We start from the raw sequence: 20,995 nt of genomic DNA on the forward strand, positions 1-20,995 counted from the left end.
TATTTCACACACAAAAAAACTATATATAGTCTTATATAGACATAAATTAGGTATTTTGACAAGACCTTTAGGCGCTTATTTTTGAACTATTTTTTGGATGAACTCTTGCTTTTCATCCTTTTTTACTAAAAGATCAATGACTTCTTCAGGCGTATTGACAAATGAATACATATTTTTTTGGCCAACATCAGCAAATTTCTCCGCATAAATATTGTCAAGTATTTTTATGAGAGGGTCCCAATATCCATCTGTATTTAAAACGATAATCGGTTTATCAAAAAAACCAACCGCTTTATATGTCATCACTTCAAAAAGCTCTTCTAATGTCCCAAAACCGCCAGGCAAAGCGATGAAAACATCGGAATGAATATACATGTTTCTTTTTCGCTCATGCATATCAGCAACAATCGTAAGTTGCGTAATTTCGGTATTTCCATCTTCAATAGAAAGAAGATCTTCTGGTAAAAACCCAAGAACACGGCCCTTTTTTTCCATGGCACCATTTGAAATAGCACCCATAAGGCCAGCATTTGCGCCACCATAGACAAGCTCTATTTGTTTACTGGCAAGGAGATTTCCAAGCTTTCGTGCAACATCCATATATTTTTTTGCAACAAGCGGAGACCCGCCACAAAAAACGCATGCCGACCGAACATATTTCATGATAAGAAGTCCCCAATTTTATTTTTTATTTTATCCCTTTTGTTTGGGTAGATTAGCACGAAGATGTAATTCTTTCAAGCGTTCTTCGGGAACAAAAGCAGGCGCTTGCATTAAAAGGTCCTCAGCTTTTTGAGTCAATGGAAAAGCAATAATTTCTCTAATGTTGGGCTCATCTGCTAAGAGCATTACAATCCGGTCAATTCCAGGAGCAGACCCACCATGGGGAGGCGCACCAAATTTAAAGGCATTTAAGAGTCCCCCAAACCTCTCTTCAACAACATGTGCATCATATCCTGCAATCTCAAAAGCGCGATACATAACCTCCGGTAAATGATTCCGAATGGCGCCTGAAGAAAGCTCAATTCCATTACATACAATGTCATATTGATACGCTTTTATCTCAAGGGGAGGCATCGTATTTAAAGATTCTAAGCCACCTTGAGGCATTGAAAAAGGATTATGGCTGAATTCGATTTGATTTGTTTCTTCATTGAGTTCATACATAGGAAAATCCACAATCCAGCAAAACTTAAAAACATCCTTTTCCAAAAGATCAAGTTCAATCCCAAGTTTTTGCCGAACAAGACCAGAAAGTTTTGGAGCTTTCTTGGTGGTATCGCATACGAAGAAAATACCATCATCATGCTCTGAGGAGCAAAGCTCTTTAAGCTTCATTAGACGCTCATTATCTAAATTTTTCGCAATAGGACCTTTTGCGCCTTCAGAGGTATAAAGAATGTATCCCAATCCCCCCATTCCCTCAGAGAGAGCCCAATCATTTAATTTATCAAAAAAACTACGCGGTCTATCCGAAACATGAGGGACAGGAATGGCCCTTACACAATTTCCTTTTTCAATCGCAGATGCAAAGAGTCCAAATGAAGAGCCTTTAAAGATGTCTGTTACATCTGAGATAACGAGTGGATTCCGTAAATCTGGCTTATCACTTCCATATTTGAGCATCGCCTCTTGAAAAGGGATGCGCGGAAAAGGGGGTTTTGTCGATACTTTATTTTTTCCAAACTCTTCAAAAATTCCATAAAGAACGGGCTCAATTGCCGCAAAGACGTCCTCTTGTTCAACAAAAGACATTTCAAAGTCAAGCTGATAAAACTCTCCTGGAGATCGATCTGCACGTGCATCTTCATCTCTAAAGCAAGGGGCAATTTGAAAATAACGATCAAAACCCGCAACCATTAGCAATTGCTTAAATTGCTGCGGCGCTTGAGGAAGAGCATAAAATTTTCCAGGATGAATTCGGCTTGGAACAAGGTAATCCCGTGCTCCTTCTGGAGAGCTTGATGTCAAAATGGGGGTTTGAAATTCTAAAAACCCTTGATCAATCATGCGGCGGCGCAAGCTTGCGATAACTTGAGACCTTAATACAATTTTTTCGTGCATTGGAAGACGCCGTAAATCCAGAAATCGATAGGTCAAACGTGTCTCTTCAGGAAAATCTTGATCACTATTGACTTGCATAGGAAGAACATCCGCTGTCGATAAAATTTCGAACTTTTGGATCACAACTTCGATTTCACCCGTTTTAATTTTAGAGTTCACTGTCTCAGGACTTCTTAAGGCGACATGTCCATCAATCATAAGGACGCTTTCAAGGCGAAGGGCTTCTAATTCTTTAAATTGAGGATTTTGCTGGTCAAGGACACACTGGGTAATTCCATAATGATCTCGAAGATCTATAAAAATAAGTTGTCCATGATCTCTTTTGCGATGTACCCATCCTGAAAGACGTACCTTTTGCCCCTCTTCTTTTTTCGTAAGGGCACCGCATGTATGGGTTCTATACAAAGACATAACTTTTCCTCAAAAATAAATAATGTAATTTTAACAAACGCCCCACTTTTTTACAAAGAAAGGCTTAAACAGGAAATTACCCATTTATATCGATTTGTCAAGGTCTCCAGCCACCCTTTCATTAGAAAATCATCCCTACAAACACTTTTCCAAGGAACAGCATTGACCTATCTGTTATATAATTGCAAAACATCTCTTTCCTTTGAACGGTGTCATATGTTTCTTTCTTGTAGAGGAAGAAGAGTGATCAAAGGTTTTATATAAGAGAAGAGCTCTAAAATAAATTTAAGGCGCTTAACGACACCTGGGCTTCCTTGCAAAGAAGGTGAGCCATTCAACGGTAATGTTATCGTGAAAGGTTCTTTTAAGCTCTTTAAATCATATTGATTTAAAATCTTTTTTTGTTCTTTCTTTAAATCAGAAGGAATAACCGTCTCAAAAAATCCTTTTAAAACGAGGCAATCCTCTTTTTTCTCAATTTTTTGTATTCCATAATGAAACTCTCCAGGCCCTCTATCTTCTCCTTTAGAGTCTCTCAAAGAGGGCAATCCGTTATACGAGTCTCCAGAAAGGGGAAAGCTTGCGATTACTTGCCCTTTGGAAAAAGAAAATAAAAGGCCATAGACATGATGTTCTCCTGTGCCTCCTGTTGAGCTTATAATTAGAATCTCTTCATTCTCTAAGAAAGGAAATTCTTCTTTTGTTAAAATTGTGAATATGGGACCTAAGTTAAAAAAAGAATAAAGCTTACCAGAAGTTGTTACAATAAAAAGGCTTCCAATATGTGTACCTTCTGTAAAACTAAAACATTTATAATCCTCATTCCGATCTTTCGTGTAAGAAATAATTTTAAAAAAATCTGGAAAGGAAAATGACTGAAGCTTTTGCCTTACAAATTCTTCTTTAACAAAAGGCAATACATCTTCATATAAATTTTTTATATTTTGAAATGCCGCGCAAATATTCGGACTTAAGAGAATAAAAGCTACCGTTACTAATTTCTTCATAGCACCCCCTCCATTAAAACTTTAATATACTTAATGAACACCAGATGTATTTTTATAATCAGTAAACATTTTATATAAATCAACCGGCACATTTTGAGGCGGAAATTTTCTTCCATTTAAATTAACTTCCAAGGAATCTGGAACACGTCCATTTGGTTGATATTGAACATAAGGAAGAGCATAGGGTTTTTCATACCATCTATCTCCATTTCCGTAATAATAATGATAAAGAGCGCTTCCAAAACCAACGCTTCCTCCTACAATACCCCCAATTAAAGTGGAGCTAACAGTAATTGTTCCTAAGGACGAGCCACCTGTCCCAATTTCAACTGTCCCACCTACTTTAGCCCCTATTCCTGCGCCAGTACCGGCCGCTGCCATTGTTGCCGCCAAAATTCCTACATTCTTTCCATTATCCGTTTTTTCTTCATAAACGCCAGTAAAGATATGTCCATTTAATCCACCTCTTCCAGCTTTACCGGCCTCACCAGAAAGGCCCTCATTACCTTTTTCTTGAATAACATGCATAAGAGTTACTTTTTTATTGAAATTATGATCTCTTATTTCAAATATCCCTGCTTCTCCCGGCGCTCCGCCAATCCCTCCTTGGCCAGCATTCCCTCCCTCAGTACCAGAAGACCCTGATGTATATGTTACGCGATAGCCTCTTAAAATGGCCACTCTTTTTATAACAAGTGAGCTTAAACGTGCTTTTACTTCTTCAAGAGAGCCCTCTTTTCCTGATTCTCCATCAACCCCATCCCCACCTTGTTGCCCTGCTCCTCCATCTCCTCCATTTAAGTTAACGGTTAAATCAGTCTCTCTTTCAATATGATCAGCAATTCCAAAAAAATTTCCACCGTTATAACCAGGCTTCCCGGGTTGCCCATTTTCACCTGCACTGCTTGGACTTTGTCCATTCCCTGCCTTAAAAGGGGAAATAAATCCCCCCTCTTTTCCTTTTAAAACAAACGTTCTTTTTCCATTAACACTCCATAAAGGCGCCATAAAAACTACATTTGTGTTGCCTTTAACTTCACGTATATGGAGATCTGTATCGACGAGCAAGGCTTTTGATCCTGTTAAGACAAGAGAAGAAGAATTTCGATCAATATCACTGACTCCTACGATACACCCTTTTACTCTTAACTCATCAGAAATAGATATAACTTCTGGGTTAGAAGCAAAAAGTCGTATCGTGTCAATAACATTCATTAGGTGCCCACCTGCCTTAAAATCTATTTCATTACCAAAATTTTCAATTTGAATACTTTGCAAAAATTTATATCGCTCCATTAAATTAGAAAATCTCTTATGTTCATCTGGATCAAAACGTGCCAAAACCTGTTCAATATTATTGATATCTTCATCAAAACTACTCGGAAGATTCCGGACATGATTTAGATAATCCGTAGCTTCCCTAAAACGGTTTCTTAAGAGGAAAGCATGGCCTGAATGATTTTTCACAAGCGCCATCGCTTTATTTTCCCAATGGGCCAAAAAAGAAGAAAAAATGGCTAATGTTTCTTGGGTAATAGAATCTGTAAGTCCTCTTATAAATAATTTTGTTTCAGCTTCTACAGAAATTTTAGGAGGGGCAAGTCTTTTTATATATGTGCTACTTTCAACTAATGATTGTCCTTGAGGAATATCCATGGGTTCAGTAGGTTTGTCAAAAAAAGTAATTCTTTTTTCTCTCTGAGAAATGTGTGAAAGTTCTGAGCAGTCTGTCATACATCCATCTCTTGAAGCATCCTCTTCAGATACAAAAAATTCGAGAATTTCTCTTTGAAAAGATGTCAGATTTTTTCTTTGTAAAAGCATTTCTGAAATCTTTGATTTCACTGCTTTTTCGGGATTTCTCTTATTGGTATTTCCAGTTACGAGAAGTGTTAACCCCCATTTCAGATGGCTTGCTTGCCCGGGAAAAATTGCTTCAAGTTGCTTTATAAGGTCAATAAAAAGTTTTCCGCGATCACTTGTTGTATCAAAATGAGTTTCTGGAACAACAAGAACGAGTCTAAATTCTTCCACATGCTTAAATAAAAGATGAAAAGAATAAGCATTTACAATATCTTGGATTGTATCCGGCGTTTCTTCTTCAAAATTAGTCCCCCGAAATCCCGGAGAATCGCAATATTCACCCTTTATATGTAAATAGCGGGTTTCAGAACAATACCCATGTGAAATTCGTCCCTCTTCTTGATCTTTATTAAATTTCCGATCAATAACAAGTTTTCCTTTATATTCTAATGCTTCTAAGGGGACACCTGTTAAATAATTATAAACAACGGTTTTTCCTGCGGCTGTTCCCCCAATCAAAATTGTCGATTTTTTCTTAATTTCTTGTGTTGAAATATGCATTTCAGTTTTTTGAATAGAAAGCTTAATTTTTTCTAATGTCTCTTCAGGGTTTTCCTTTTTTGTATCTTTAGACGCCTCATTCGCAAAAACAGGTTGGGAAGATACTATTACCCCAACACCAACTCCAGCCATTAAAGTATACCACCTCCAGTAATTTTCATCTTTTTCAAAACAGGATGAATATTTTAAAAAAGAATTTCCTTTTAAGCTTTTAGGCACGCCTTTTAAGGGACATTCAGAAAAAAGGGAATTGCGTGCATGAATGTTTCTTCTGAAAATCGAAGGTTGTCCCCCTCTTTTGACAAGCCCAGAAATCATGTTTGATTTTGATATTGAATGCGACGCCTTTTCAAGTGCTCTTTCAAACATCATTCCATTTGATTGAAAGGAGAAAAAATAACAAATAAATAAAACAAGATAAAATTTTATTTTCATTTAACTTCCCTTTCTTTTTTATTCATTATTTAAAATCCTTTCATTTTTTTTATAAAAGATGACAACTCTTTTTATTTATCAAATACATAAAACCATTTTTCTCTTTATCCCTCAAGATAAAAAATTTATTTTATTTTCTCTAAAAACTCACCTGTTTTCTTTTTGATAGTTCAAAATTTACGTGATTTTCTTGCTCTTCTAAAAATTGATTAAACACTCGATCAAATTTTTGCCCCTATCCACCGGCCTTTGTTTCTCTTAATTTTAAAAAAAACTCAAAGTGCTTTCTTTTTTTTTTAAATTTCTACTTGATTCAACCTAAAACTATCCTGTAGATTCTCCCTATAAATTCCTTCCCAACAATTTAAGAAGAGATAATCCTTTTTATGACCTTACACTCTCTGAAAAAAAAACAAGCACGCCATGAAGAACATTTTGTTTTCTTTAAAAGATGGCTCAAAAACCCCCTTCAGATTGGCGCTTTTTTCCCAAGTTCAAAATCTCTTGCACGGAACATTAGTCGTGAAATCCTTGTATCTCCTCAACATATTGTGGTTGAATTAGGGGGTGGAACAGGAATCTTAACAGAAGAGCTTTTAAAAGCAGGAGTCCCAGAGGAGCAGCTTTATGTTATTGAACTTGATCCTATTCTTGTGTCTTATCTTAAAAAGCGATTTCCAAATGTAAAAATTATACATGGGAATGCCATAAACCTTCCAAATTTAATTCCTTCTGAGTTTTTAGGAAAGATCTCAACCATCGTTTCTGGAATGCCTCTTTTAAACATGCCGAAACTTGTTCAAAAAAATATTCTTGATGCCAGCTTCAAGAATCTTTCAAAAAATGGCCGTTTCGTTCAGTATACATATAACCCGTTCACTTCTCTTAATTGTCATAAATATGGTCTTTCAAAAAGACGTGCAGGATTTGTCTTGAAGAACTTTCCTCCCGCTACAATCTGGTGTTACGAAAAAAATTAAAGTTTTTTTCTGGTTTTATTTTTCTAGATAAACAATAATTAAATTTCTTAAACCCAGTGGAGAGCTTTGATGACTTCTTTTATTGAATTTTCGCGTCTTGTTAACATTCCGCTTCGTTTTCTTGAAGGAAAGCCTCTTTATTTTGAAGCAACGCAAGACGAATGTCTAAAATTAGCAAAACGCTTTGGGCTTGAAAATTTAAAAAAACTCAGTTTTAGCCTTTTTTTTCTTTCCTCTCAACGCCCTCTAACTTATCCACTTAAAGCAACTCTTGAAGCCGATGTCGTCTATACGTGTGTTAAAACATTGGATCCTTTTGAAGATCATATCCAGGAAACTGTTTATTTTACAGCTCAAAACCCTTCTCTCTTTAAACATGAAGATACACTAGAAGATCTCATTTTAACAGGAGAAGAAGAAACCATCGAACCACTTGATGCTGAGGGTTTTCTTGACGTAGGAGAAATTATCGCACAATATCTTAGCCTTGCTTTAAATCTTTATCCAAGCATTTCTCTGCCCTCTGAAGTAAAGCTTTCTTCTCTTCCTTCAAAGCCTTTTTCCTTACAAGAACCTCAAACCCATGAAAAACCATCGACATACTTTCCATTTAAAAATCTTATAGATTTAAAAAATAAGAAAAAAGGAACTTAAAGATTAATTCTCCTGCTCTTCAAAAAAAACAATCATTCCTAAAAAAGAAGGCATTGGATTTGTAATGAGCGCAAAAGAAGTTTCAGTAAAAGAGTTTTGATCAGATATTTCTTTTTCAAAGGAAGAATTCAAAGAAAGATCTCTCAAAAGTCCTTTCATTAAGAGAAGCAACCGTCCCGCTAAAAAAATGCCTCCCTGTGCATTTAAAATAAGAGCTTGCTGACCTAAAGCTTCTCCAAGCAAAGATGACCATGTATTAAGACAATCAAAACAAAACTTTTCAAGGATAGGTTGCAGATTACTTGAAGACATCGGAAAAAGAATATTCGATTGGAAGGGTAATTTTTTGTATGAAAAAGCTCCTTTGATAATTGTCAAAAACGGAAGAGCTTTTAAAAGAGCCCAATTCAGATCATCTTGAGAAATGGGGACTGTATTTTTAAGTGAGAGCGGTAAAAATGACTTTGCATTCTTTATAACTTGGGGGTCAGTGGGAGCGATTGCAGAAATACTTACATCCAGTCCTTCTAAAGAAGATCGTGTGATAACATCATTCAGCTCTAACGAATCAACGCCTGTTGGGGCTCCTTTCTGAATAACGGCAGGTGTTAACTCAATTTGACGCTGTATAAAATCTTCCATATTGTTTTCTTGATAAAGAGTTGCATAGAGCTTTTCAATTCCTTTAGCACTAAAAAAGAATCCGAGTGTTGGATAGGAGGGCGAAACGTCTTGACTCATTACATTTAAAAGGTTTTGAAGGGCATCATTATGTGTATTAAGCTCTAAGGCATTAACCAAGCTTTTTGTACTTACCCAACTTTTTGAAGCCTCATTAAAGGAGAAAAAAGAGCTTTCATAAGTCTCATCCGTTAAAGCAATCATATACGTATTTTTGTTTGCATTAAAATAAGCAGCTTGCTGCCCAGACAAGACAAAAAAATCATTGGGCAAAAGCATTGGAACTGCTTTTCCAATAACGGTTACTCGATCAACAAAAAAAACATTCAAGAAACCTGTTTTCTTCTTAAAAAAAGAAGAATCAAATTTCCATGCATTAAAGGGAGAAGAAGGAGCTGCATTTTGGTCAAAGACTAAAAAATTTTGAGGAAGAGCAACTACAGCTGAATTTATGTCTTGAAATTCTGGGAAACGCTCTAAAAAATTCAAAACAATATCCTCAAGAGATGTAAAAGCAAAGGGATTAATACTTTCATAAGATATTGTTGTTTGAGAAGGAACCTTAACACCAATTAAAATATCAAAAGGCGTTACTTCCACTAGCAAAAGAGATATTTTGAGCGTACTTTCATAAGAAAAGGTAATACTTAAAGTTTCCACTGAGCCTCCCTTTAAAAAACCGATGAGAATTTGTAAATATTTTTTTACTTTTTAACGTTCTTTTATTTCTTTTTTATTCTCTCTCATTTTTAAAAAAACTTCTAGAAATTAATTTAAGGCATCTTTTGCAGGACAATTTAACGCCCAAGTTTTTCAAAAGTGACTTTTAATGAATCTATCGATTTCTTCAATAATACGATCAAAGTTTTGAGGACTAATGGCATGCGCAAAGTCGTCCCAAATTAACAGAGTTGAGTTTTTAATTTGAGAATTCAACTTCTTTCCATGATCAATGCCAAAGACAGGATCTTGCGCTCCTTGAAGAATGAGCGTTGGAGATTTAATGAGAGAAGGCGCTTTTTTGTGATCCTTAAAAGAGGATTTCATTGCTCGGGCATGCTTTAAATAAGGTTTATGAAGTTTCGTACGTGTATAATTTCGAATTCCCTCATTTCTGTAATAATCCTTATTGAATCGAGGGGAATTTCCATCTAAATAACGCCATGTCTTAATATAATCTTCTACTTTTTCATCAAGTGTCTGGGCATCAAGATCAACTTGGCGCGTTGCCCATGTCACATAATTTTGATTTGGAGGAGAAAGTCCTTCGTTTTTAAACTTGCCTTCAAAAGCATCAAATCCAGGTTTAAAATCTGTTGAAGTTCCAATGAGAATAAGACTTAAAACATGGTCTGGATAATAAGCCCCAAGAAACTGAGCAATTTGCCCGCCCATCGAAAATCCAACAATATGACCTTTTTGAATATGATATTTTTTAAGAATATTTAAAGCATCTTTTGCAAGATCGTGAATCGTGTAGGGAGTTATTTCATCCTGAACTTGAGAAGAAAGACCTGTATCTCGATAATCATACCGGATGACAAAATATCTTTTCTCTGCAAGCTTTTTGCAAAAGACATCGGCCCATACAATGGATTGACTTCCTGCACCAGCATTCAGAAGAATTGCAGGATGGTTTTTGTTTCCAAAGGCTTCAGAAAAAAGGGTAATTTTTTGAGTTTCAGAGTGTTTGCTCTCAACTTTATTAAAAATTCCATAAAAACCAACAAGAATTAAGATAAGATAAAAAAGGGATAGAAAACTTTTCAAGATCAATCCTTATCAAAACTTTTTCTTTTTATAATATGGTGGGCACAAGAGGGTTTGAACCTCTGACCCCTACGATGTCAACGTAGTGCTCTACCACTGAGCTATGCGCCCATATTTAGGACTTAAACTCCAATACCATAGGTTTATTTTGGATGCAAGCCTTTCGATTAAGGATTATTATTTGCCAAACGAGTGGAGGCATTATACCTCCGCTCGTCTTTAAGAATAATTAGACCTTTATTCAATCTAAAGAAGCAGCTAAGCCTTTCTCTTTAGAACCAGCAACCGGTGCAGATGCTGCTGCAATTGCTTGCTCAATTTGATCTCTCAGTGCACTCCTCATATGAGGTTTAAACTCATCCTCAAAGGAACTTTCTAAAAGATCTGAAAAAAGCTCTATCTGCTCTAAAAACCATCTTTGTTTTTGAGCACCTAAGTTCAAGCTTTGAATCTGGCTTGTTCCAAATTGCCTGAATGCTAAGGCCGCCTCTATAGATGTAGACTCCTTGGTTATACCAGCATTCCTTAAATTACGTATAACCCATTGTTTATTCTCTTCTTCTCCACGCTCATTTGTTTCTCTAAAGTTACATTGAGCAATAAAGAATTTTGCTGATTGGATAGCAAAGGGCCTTCTTAGAACGGCATCTATTTCAGGATCAATTCCCCCCAATGCCGTAAATGGCCTTTCTGCGACACCTTCAGAACAACTCGTATGGTCAGCATAAGCATTCAAAGAATCCATAATAAACCCTCTCATCCACATATCGATCTTATCGGGATAAAATCTTTCTAAGAAGGTATGTATTTTTTGAAGAGAATTTTGAACGAGTGAAATTTCTATACCTGTTTGAAGCTGGGCAATAGCATTGGGATATCGCTCAGATGAAACATTCTCCTTAACCCATGCTTTTATAAATGCAAATGTCTCTCCATATGTTTTAATAACAATCTCTGCACCCTGAGCAATAGAGCTTAGCTTACGATTGATAATATGAATAACACCGTCCTCGATTCGGCCACCTTCATCCGTTGCCTCATGCATAAAGTTATGAATCTCACGCGCAATGATGCCTTGTCTTCTTATTTCTTCTGCAACTGTTGGTTGTCTTTGAGCCGCTGCAGCGCCTGCCATTCTTCGAGCTAAAGGTTGAGGACGAAAACGTATAAGTGTCTCTTCTATGATCTCTCCCCATCTGTGAAGATTTTGTTCACGAGCAATACCTGTAATCATTTCATTTAATCTCTGGGGAGGCACAAGCTGAAAGAGCTCTGCTCCAGAAATTTCTAAAACATTTAAGAAAACCTGTAGCCGATCGTCCGGAATAGGAGCTTCTGATAAGAAGGTAAGAAGCTCTAGGCGCTGGCGCATATTTGTAAAAGCAGGAATCATATCATTTAGAATCCTTTTTTGTTCCGCACTCAGCCTTGCTCGATTCTCACGCGCATAAGAAAGGAAAACCGACCGCATGAACTCTTTTCCATCGCTTGAAAGCACACCTCTTTCTTGTGCACTTTGTGGTAGCTGGGGATGCCAGCAACCATTATATGTTTTCCCTGTGGCTGGATCATAATAATACCGATGCCTATCTCGCAAATATTCATCCAAATATGAGAATTGTTCGTTTTCATTCAAAAAATGTACTAAAACGCGTTTTATTTCCTCCCTTAATTCTACAATTCCCGTGTTTATAAGCTTAATCGCAATATTCATATATATCTTTGGAGAAAGTAGGGTATTTGTAGGTTGGATAAGAGATAATAATACTACAGCGCCTCTCTTTTTTTGAATTTCTGGAATATCAAGGTCAATAAATTCTTTTCCAATCTCCATTAATTTTTTCAAAGAAAGCGCCTGATCTCGACTCTCAAGAAGAGTCAATGTAAACTTTCTGCCTTCTTCTTTTTCCGCTTCAGTTTGACCAAACTTTGCAAGATAAACAGAAATTTCTTTTTGAGCTAATAAAAGTCTTTCACGCTGAATCTCTTCTTGTGGTCTTCTGTCATTTCCAGGCCAATAATTATTATCTCCCTCTAAAAGATAAGGATCCTTCATAAGTGACATAAGAATGCTCCCTGCTCCAGCAGGTGCGATCGTCCTATATCCATATTTCACAAGGAACAATCCAGCCTCTCTCCGCTCATTTACGTCGGTTCTTGGATCAACGAGAACAGACCATAAAAGAACACGCGCTCTTTCTTTTTGGTTCTCTTCTTCTACATTAATACCGTGCCGATAAGAAAGCATATTTTTTGAGGTGCGTAAACGCATCTCAGGAGAGGTATCAGGATGTTCCATAAGCGTTAATAAAGCATCAAATGCTTTTGTATGATAAGGCGTTGTGGACGCATTCGAAGAGTTCGAAAAGTTTTCTGTCATTTGATTTACAGCATCGAAACGCTTTTCTAAAGAAAGACCATTTTCAAAATTTAAAAGAGAATCAATCAATCGCGCATGAATTTTATTCCATAAGGATCTATATTTAACACGCAAATTTCTCAGTTCGTCTGTATCCTGCCAATTAGACTCTGCCTCCCGTTGAAGCCAACATAAAGAACGCACTATAGACTTACAAATATATGCATCTGTCTCCGGACTTTCAAAAAGAGAAAATAGCATTTTTTCTGCGTCTTGAGAGATCTCATCTCCTGCCTGTTTAACAGCTCCTATAAGAAACTCCGTCTGTTCCTGTGGATGAATAGTGCCTGCATATTGCTTAATAAGAGAAATACCAAAGGTACAAGCCTGATCTTTTTGTGACGATGTTCCATATTTAGAAATAGTAGAAGCAACATTAAGACGCGCATTGGGAGAAAGAGAAAGTGTCGCACTCTTAAGAAGTCTTAAAAGCATCTCACATCCCCCTTCAACATGCTCGGGCGCTCTTTTTGGAGAATCGTAAGAATAATGATCTGCTCCAATCAATATCCTTGCCACTTGAATACATTGACCCTCAGAAAGTTCTCCCTGACGTTCTAAAGATCGTAAAAACGTATATGCTGCCGCTTGATGATCCCCCGTCTCCCGATTAAAAATTTTGCTTACAAGCTCAATTTTTTCATTTAAAGACAAAGAACTTTCTTCTTTTTGAACAGAAGATAACACGAGACTACAAGCTTCTTCTAATTGTGCAGCATTTCCACGTTGAAGAACCCAGCCAAACTCTTTTGATGTGAGTGTAATATCCTCGCTTCGAACAAAAAGGAGTATCCTGGAGCAGACTTCTTCTATTTGTGCAGATGTACCATTATGAAAGACATAACTCAGGCTCTCTAAACGATCTTTTAAAGGATAGTCTGGAGAAGTTTCTAATAATTTCAATAAAAGCGTAAGTGCCTCGTTTTTAACGTCAGTCCCAATAAGTCTCCTTAGGTGCTCCAAACGATTTTTTAAAGACGCCCAATGTGTCTCTTCAGTGACAAGTGAAAATAAAAGATCTACTGCATTTTTTTTATGTTCCTTGTCCCCGTTGTCAATCAGTGTTTGAAGTGCGGAGAGACGCGCATTAAAAGAATTCTGCTTTTCTTTTGAAAAATCGAACAAAACAGAAAAAGCCTTCTCTCTATGATGCGTTAAGGAAGGGTCTTGAGCTAATCTTGCAAGGAGGTGAAGAGGCGTTATCTCATCATATAATACTTTATTTTTCGTCTCAAAAAAGTGCCATAAAAGAGCACACATTTGTTCTTTATGCCGGGGCACACCATATTTGAAAATAAGCTCAATAGCATTATTTTTGTACCAACCATCATTTTTTATTTCAGGATCTTGAACAAAAGAAAAAACTGCTTCTCCCGCTTTTGCTTTTTCCTCTTCCGACGTGACTTTATGGAAAACTTCTCTTAACATATTAATATAATCATAGGGGCTTCGGCCCTCCAGGTACCCCATGTTCTCTCTAAATAATATTTGGCTTGCTTGCTTGCTTTGCTCTTCTGTTCCAAATTTAATAACTGTTCTTGCAATTCTTATGCGCGCTTCCTGGGCTTCCTTTGAAAGAGTACTCTCAGAATGCGCTAAAAAGGATAATAAAAATACACAAATTTGCTCTTCTGGGGTTCTTCCATTTTCTCTTTCAAGCAAAGAAAGCGCAATCTCTTTACGCTCTTCTAAGGATATTGCATCGTTCACTAAAGCAAGCACTAAAAATGCCTTCGCTTCTTTTCTTGCTTGTTCTGAGGGATAGCAAAAGTCGCGCTTCATTAATCCACGTGCCGTTTCAAGGCGTTCTTCTAAAGAAAATGTAGCTTTATTCATCAAAGAAAGAAGATAGTTGCTCGCGATGTCACAATGGTCCTTCTCAGCGGACTGGTCTCTTATAATTAGGTGAGCAGCTTCCTTTAAAATCTCGCAAGGGAGTTGACCAGGCTTTTCGAGAGTTGCGGCTAAGAAACCCTGAACACGATTATTAAAATCATCCCTCCATGCAAATCTTGAAATGCATTTGACACGCTTTTCCAAAGAAATCTCATCTTCTGAGTTTTCAAGCACGTCTATGAGACCCTCTGTTATTGTTTTTAAACGTTTTTGATGGGCTGATTTACGAGCGGCATCCTGATTATCATAACCCCAACTATACTCATATGAACTATAAAAAAAACTTCCCCATTCGTTATAAGAAAATTCAGGATGCTTCAAAAGAAGACTCAACATATTAACTTGTTGTGCAAGGCTTCCATGATATACAATCGTATACGCATCTTCTTTCAAATCTTTTACAGATTGAGAAGATGTCATTCGTAAAAGAATCCGTTCACAGACCTCATGTTTCTGACTTTTAGATCCATGACGAGCAACATAGGTATAAATCCTTGAATCTTCCTCTCCGCCTAAGAAAGACATCAGCCCCGTGCATATTTCTTCTTTTTCATTTGGATATACCTCTTCTTCATCACCACGTCCAAAATTTCCAAAAATCTCTGCAATTCGCCAATATTCGCAAGGAGAACTTTTTACTTTTCGAGCTAAGCCTATTAAAGCATTTTTAGCGATTTCTCTTCGAGCTGGCTCATTTCCGTAAAAAATGAACCGCGCAGCGTCAATAAGATCATCAGGGGATAAATTTTGAGAATTTTGAAGAAGAGGAAATATAATTCTTTCAGCACGTTGGCGATGTTCAGAAGAGGAGCCCCATCCAAAAAAACGATGAATTTCATTAGGAAACTTTGAATTTGCAACTCTATTTTCAAGGAAAGAAGAGATGATGTTAAAAGCACGCTCTTTATTTTCTGCATGCTTTCCCTCAAGAACATTACTCAAAAATCTTTTATATTCGTCTGATAGAGACTCAACCATTTTTAGGGTGTTATCTGCCTCCATAAAAGAAAGCATAAAAGCATGTCCTTGGTTTATATCCTCTTGTACTTTAGAACTTTCCATAAGGCCAATTGCCCTTTGAAGGGTTTCAAAAGAAAGCGTTTTTCTTGCCTCATCCCCTAAAGAGTTTAAAAAAGATAAAACCAATGTTGAAGCACGTTCTCGAGAATATTTTTTATTCGATAGATAGTTATCAAACTCAAAAAGCCACGCCTTAAGCTGAGAGGCCTCTTTCAAACCCTCCAACCGTTTTTCGAATAATGTAAATGCTGTTTTTGTTTGATCTTGGGAGCCTTTCCATACAAAAAACCTTATGATGCCAAAATACATGTCCAGAGATAAGGCAGGGTCTTGAGCAATTATGAAGAGACGTCTCAAGGCATCTTCTTTTTGCTCTCCTTGATTTGCTCCGGCAACCATTTTGAGCAAATCAATTTGCTTTTCTAAAGGAAGACTGTTGACATCATTTAAAAGATACGGATAAGCCACTTTTCTTTGGTCTTCTGTTCCGTTCTCGACAATACATTTCAGAAGATAATATCGATTTTCAGAAGAAAGTGTACTTTGTTGAAAAAAACTTAAAAGGCGGTCACAAGCCTTTTCTTTTTGTGATGGAGGACCATTCCGAGCAATCGATATATGCGCATTTATAACATCTTGTGTTGCCTCTAAACCTTGGGCCTTAGAAGAAAGAAGAGCATACAAACGATCTCTTTTAAGATCTCTCTCTGTTTGATCCAAAGATTCCATCTGAAAACTGAGGCCATTAATTGTTTCAGTGAACTCTTTCAGAGATTGCAACGGTTCAACACTCTGCACCAAAGATTCCAAGAGATCAAACAGATACTCGCGTTCCTCTTTATCAGCCTTGCAAAGGCTTAAAAGTTTCCTAGCTGTTTCTAAACGTTCTAAAGGAGGCAAAGATTCATTTTTAGCCTGAGAGAATAAAAAGTCATATCCTCTTTCTTTGATTAAGCCCTCTTGATATAACATTTTGTCGGCGATATGCAATCGATCTTTTAAAGGAATGCTCTCATCAGAAAAAAAGGGAAACAAAATCGCAAAGACCTTCTCGCTATAAGACGTCCTCTCTTCTATACTAAATTCTTCACTTCCCTCATGCCTTCTATACATCCATGAATATGGATTCTGTACTTCTAAAACGTCAGCTGCAAAACTAAAACGCATTTGTGAAGAAAAAGAAGGGCCTTCCTCTTGTGCAATTTCTAAATAAATATCACTTAAAGCCGTTTTCGCTTTTTTTAAGCGAAATCCCCATAGCGAAGCTCGACAGTCCTGAAAGCTCTTGCCTGCTAGAAGAGCATTTCTAATAACTTGCTTTAATTTTACTTTTCCAAATTCAACTCTTCCTTTATCCATTATTGTTCTAAGAACGCTTACACGCTCTTCAAAAGAAAAAGAATCATCTGGATACGTTAAATATTCTCCTAAAAAGGTTTCAGCTTCGGACGATGCCTCTTGGGAACCTTCTAAGAAAAGAAATTCAGCAAATTCTGAACGTTTTTTCAAAGGATAGGTAGAGTTTCTCATACCTTGTTGTATAGTTCTTTCCAAACTTTGTCTGTATTGAGGCAGACTTTCACCCATCTTTTCAAGCAAGAAAGTTGTAATTTCTAATTTTGGAAAATCTGGGTGTTGTTCTTCCTCTAAAATTTTTACGAGCGCTCGTGTCGCATGTTCTTTTTGCTTTCTATTTCCCTTACAAGCAAGAATCCCCATAGCATCCAACCAGGCTTTTGTTGAAACACTAGAATATTGATCCGCTACTTTCCAAAAAAGACGGCCATTCTCCTTACTTATAATAAGATCTTTTACATCTTGAGGAAGCGCTTTCAAGGCATTCTTAAGATCTTCATTTAATTTTGTATTTATATTTTTATGCAGAGAAGAAAGAACAGGCGAAGTAGAACGACCGCCATCAATAGAATCAACATCAACAGCAGCTTCTTCCATACTAAAAATTTGAGAGGAAAATAAAGAAATTCCCCCAAGAACTCCTAATAATATAAAAGGACGAATTAAATTTCTTTTTGAAATAATTTTTTTCATGTTATGCCTTTAGATTAAAAATTTCCATAATGAATTATTAATAAATAATAAATGTAATATGAGCTTATTAAACAAATAATATAAATTTTGTTTTTTTCAATCTTATTTTATATTTAATTGGAGCAACAGCCTGATTTTATTTCCAATTTTTATTCAAGAACTTTTTTTCATTTCTAAATTTTCCCAAATTTTCTCAAGAAGGATAATCTTCCTTCTTTAAAAATTCTTTTTCTCTCAAAAAAAGAGAGTTTTCATAAGATCTTTATTTTAAATTAAAAAACACGAAATAAAAGGACTCCTCAAACAAGGTGAATGCTTTCCATTCATCATCTTATATGGTATTGTTAAAAAAAATAAAAGGAGAACCAAATTTGATCATTTTAAATAAAAGCTTGCAATTTTTAAGCATTATCGTTCCTGTCTTCATTGTAATAAGCCTTTTTACTGCCCCTTCTCATGGAAACCCTGAAGAAAATTTTCTTCAGTCAGCAGGATTATCCATGGTTGAATCGACGCATTCTAATTCTTCCATACAACATAATCCATGGCTTTCCAATACCTTTTCTCATCTTTCAGAGGCGGTGCGCCTTCGAACGTCAGAGATTGTTGTTTATGTTGAAAAAATTGCGGCACTTCCAGGTTATCTCAATACAATAATCGAGCAAAACAATAAAAAAGATATTTTAAAAAAAGTAGGTATGCTCAGTTATAAAATTATAGTAAGTCTTTTTATTGCTTTTTTATCAGCGTTTTTCATCTCTTTTATTCAAAAAAAAGTTTTTCAAAGATTTAAGTCTCTTCCGCCCCTTTGGTCTTCTCTTGGATCAATATTTTTATCCCCCCTTTCCTTCTTTATTATAGGATTTATTTCTTTAAGCCTTTTTATTGAAAACACTTTTTTTAGATCTTTTTTTATTGATTTTATTACTTTAATAACAGCTTTATGGATTTGTTTAAGTTCCTTAAATTATTTTGATAGGACAAAGCCTTCTTCAGAACTTATTTCTTCTCTTACGCTTCCCTTGCGTTCTCTTATCTATTGGATATGGAGTTTTATTGCCTTAAATGTCCTGCTTAAATATGCAAAGGTCCCTTCCCTCTTATCGGGGATTTTTTTTGGAATTCTTGGATTTATTATTTTTTCTCTTTTCACAAATTTTGTTTTAAAATTGCGGCCTGCTTTTGACACCTGGATTAAACAAAAAAACATCTTACAAAGATTTCATTTAACGTCACCTTTTTTTCAATTTTTAGCAGATCATTGCCATCTTTTTGTCATCGGATCTGGCTTCTTTATCTATCTTTCATGGACCTTTAAAGAAGATACAAGAACTTTTTTCATCCGCATCTTTTCCTCATTTCTTATTATTATTCTCATTCAATTAAGCTTTCTTTTATGGCATTTTCTTTTAAAATTATGGACAGATACGGACTCTCTTTTGAGCCGATTCGATCCGATTTATTCAAGACATATTACAAAATCACTTCATTTTATGGGATGGCTTTTTCATGCCTTTTTTTATGGGATAGGCTTTGTTCTTATTGGAAAAGTTTGGAAATGTGATCTTATTGGCTGGATTGATGAAACGTTTCAAACAAAATCATTAAACATTACAATTGATATCAGTATTACTTTAATCTTAGGAATATTAATCTGGCAATTAACAGAAGCGCTTTTTGAAAAATATCTTCAGTCTCTTTCACAAAGACTTAAAGGGTCACAACGGGAAAAAAATGCTCAGATGCAAAGACTTCGGACAATCTTGCCTGTCTTTCAAAATGGGTTAAGATGGATTTTAAGTTCTATTCTATTGCTGATGATGCTTGCACAGGCCGGTGTTGATACCACGCCTCTTTTAACGGGTCTTGGTATTTTTGGGCTCGCGTTAAGTTTTGGTTCACAAAGCCTTGTAAAAGATTTTATAAACGGTCTTAATATTCTCTTAGATGGATCTTTAAATATTGGTGATGTTGTTCTCCTTGGAAACTGTAAAGGTGTTGTTGAAAACTTAACGCTTCGAAATGTTGAGCTCAGAGACATTGACACAGGTGCCATTCACATTGTTCCTTTCAGTCAAGTGGAAATTATTTCAAACTTTTCCAAAGAGTATACATTTTGCTCTTTTGAGGTCGAAGTTTTAGAAAGTGAAGATCTGAATTTGGTTTCAACAACCATTCAAAATGTTTTAAAAGAGATGATGGAAGACCCCACAACAAAGGATATGGTATTAAGTGAAGCAACGATTTGGGGCATTAAAAGGATGGATGGATTAAAAATTGCAATTGATGGAAGGTTTAAATCTGGTGTTTATATTAGTGGCAATGTCAAATCTGAGTTTAACAAACGTCTCCAACAAGCCTGCAAATTAAATAAAATTAATCTTTCTTCTCCCGCTGAAATTGTATATCTTTCTTCTATGAAGAATACATTTAAAGGAGAACCATTATGAGACATTTATTATTCCCTTGCCTTTTTTTATGCCTTCCTTTGACTGCCTGCAATACACCCAATCTGGGGCCTCAAGTATCCCTCAATGAAAAAGAATTTATAGACTTTTCTTTAGATGCAAGAACCATCGAATTTAAATCAACTTACAGTGAGCTCACAACAAATATCTATGTAAATCAACTAATGCAAGCCCTTGAAAATTGGGCGCGCGCGCACTTTAAAACAACATCTTCACAGGGTCATGCACTTATTGAGTTTGATGAAGTGGTGGGTCAAGATGTCCTCTTAGAAAAAAAACCTGGAACACTTCTAACAAGAGAGCAAGCTGGAAGGTTAGAAGGCGCTATTGCTCTTAAGATTTCAATTCAGAATGACCGTGGATTCAGGCAAAAATATTTAGAAGTCAGGACCAACCGCTCCCAGACCTATCCTGAAAATGCGACACTGCTCGAAAAAGAAAAGATATGGCGTTCTGTCATTAATTCAATTCTTAATGCATTAAACAGCAAACTCAAAGAAGCCATGGGTGATTAAGGGAACATTAAGAAATCGAGATTAAGGAAATTAAAAAAATTTAAGAGTAGCATTAAACATGAATGCTGAAAATATGGCTTTCAAGTACAAAAATCCTGATAAAGACGAAAAATTCTCATGTTCCAAAAGCTTTTTTTCATAAACCCAAATCTTTCAATTCTTCCTGACGCCCAAAAAAATCTAAATAAGGTCAGTTCGACATAAGAAATAATTAAGACATTGAAAAAATTGACTTTTTAGAGAAACAGATCATAACTCCTCC

The 20,995-nt window shown here is 36.1% G+C and carries 11 protein-coding genes and 1 tRNA gene; 4 read left to right on the plus strand and 8 right to left on the minus strand.

Translation table 11 applies throughout. The annotated features are described in order from the left end of the window. Nucleotides 1-75: 75 nt before the first annotated feature. The 4 genes from JSS34_01385 to JSS34_01400 all read right to left on the minus strand — a co-directional run bounded on the left by JSS34_01385 (nt 76) and on the right by JSS34_01400 (nt 6,281). Complete coding sequence (locus tag JSS34_01385; GenBank protein ID MBS0185000.1) at nt 76-663, minus strand: TIGR00730 family Rossman fold protein; 588 nt, start codon at nt 661-663, stop codon at nt 76-78. Between the two features lie 30 nt (nt 664-693). Beyond that, nucleotides 694-2,475 carry an aspartate--tRNA ligase gene (aspS, locus tag JSS34_01390; protein MBS0185001.1) on the minus strand — a complete coding sequence of 594 codons (1,782 nt, stop codon included), beginning with the start codon at nt 2,473-2,475 and terminating at the stop codon, nt 694-696. 212 nt (nt 2,476-2,687) lie between these two features. Then, on the minus strand, nt 2,688-3,482 hold the full coding sequence (locus tag JSS34_01395; GenBank protein ID MBS0185002.1) for a hypothetical protein: 795 nt from the start codon (nt 3,480-3,482) through the stop codon (nt 2,688-2,690). Nucleotides 3,483-3,512: 30 nt separating this feature from the next. Continuing rightward, a complete protein-coding gene (locus JSS34_01400; GenBank protein ID MBS0185003.1) occupies nt 3,513-6,281 on the minus strand; it encodes a hypothetical protein in 2,769 nt (922 codons plus the stop codon). Between the two features lie 386 nt (nt 6,282-6,667). Between JSS34_01400 and JSS34_01405 the strand changes: the two genes are divergently transcribed. Next, entirely contained in the window at nt 6,668-7,261 is a 594-nt protein-coding gene (locus JSS34_01405; GenBank protein ID MBS0185004.1) for a methyltransferase domain-containing protein, read from the plus strand. A 69-nt stretch (nt 7,262-7,330) separates the two neighbouring features. Then, entirely contained in the window at nt 7,331-7,915 is a 585-nt protein-coding gene (locus JSS34_01410) for a hypothetical protein (protein MBS0185005.1), read from the plus strand. 3 nt (nt 7,916-7,918) lie between these two features. On the opposite strand, the gene JSS34_01415 is transcribed toward JSS34_01410, so the two are convergent. The 4 genes from JSS34_01415 to JSS34_01430 all read right to left on the minus strand — a co-directional run bounded on the left by JSS34_01415 (nt 7,919) and on the right by JSS34_01430 (nt 17,750). Further along, nucleotides 7,919-9,256, minus strand: coding sequence for a glucokinase (locus JSS34_01415; GenBank protein MBS0185006.1), 1,338 nt, complete (start codon nt 9,254-9,256; stop codon nt 7,919-7,921). 153 nt (nt 9,257-9,409) lie between these two features. Further along, a complete protein-coding gene (locus JSS34_01420; GenBank protein ID MBS0185007.1) occupies nt 9,410-10,366 on the minus strand; it encodes an alpha/beta hydrolase in 957 nt (318 codons plus the stop codon). 36 nt (nt 10,367-10,402) lie between these two features. Next, nucleotides 10,403-10,477, minus strand: a tRNA-Val gene (locus JSS34_01425). Between the two features lie 130 nt (nt 10,478-10,607). After that, nucleotides 10,608-17,750 carry a hypothetical protein gene (locus JSS34_01430; protein MBS0185008.1) on the minus strand — a complete coding sequence of 2,381 codons (7,143 nt, stop codon included), beginning with the start codon at nt 17,748-17,750 and terminating at the stop codon, nt 10,608-10,610. 371 nt (nt 17,751-18,121) lie between these two features. Here JSS34_01430 and JSS34_01435 point away from each other — a divergent pair, with 371 nt between their 5' ends. Next, on the plus strand, nt 18,122-20,200 hold the full coding sequence (locus JSS34_01435) for a mechanosensitive ion channel (GenBank protein MBS0185009.1): 2,079 nt from the start codon (nt 18,122-18,124) through the stop codon (nt 20,198-20,200). Continuing rightward, nucleotides 20,197-20,733, plus strand: a complete 537-nt coding sequence (locus JSS34_01440) for a hypothetical protein (GenBank protein MBS0185010.1) — start codon at nt 20,197-20,199, stop codon at nt 20,731-20,733. The genes JSS34_01435 and JSS34_01440 overlap by 4 nt, the downstream gene beginning before the upstream one ends. Nucleotides 20,734-20,995: the final 262 nt, after the last annotated feature.

It is taken from the genome of Pseudomonadota bacterium (genome assembly GCA_018242545.1).
GTDB lineage: Bacteria > Pseudomonadota > Alphaproteobacteria > 16-39-46 > 16-39-46 > 16-39-46.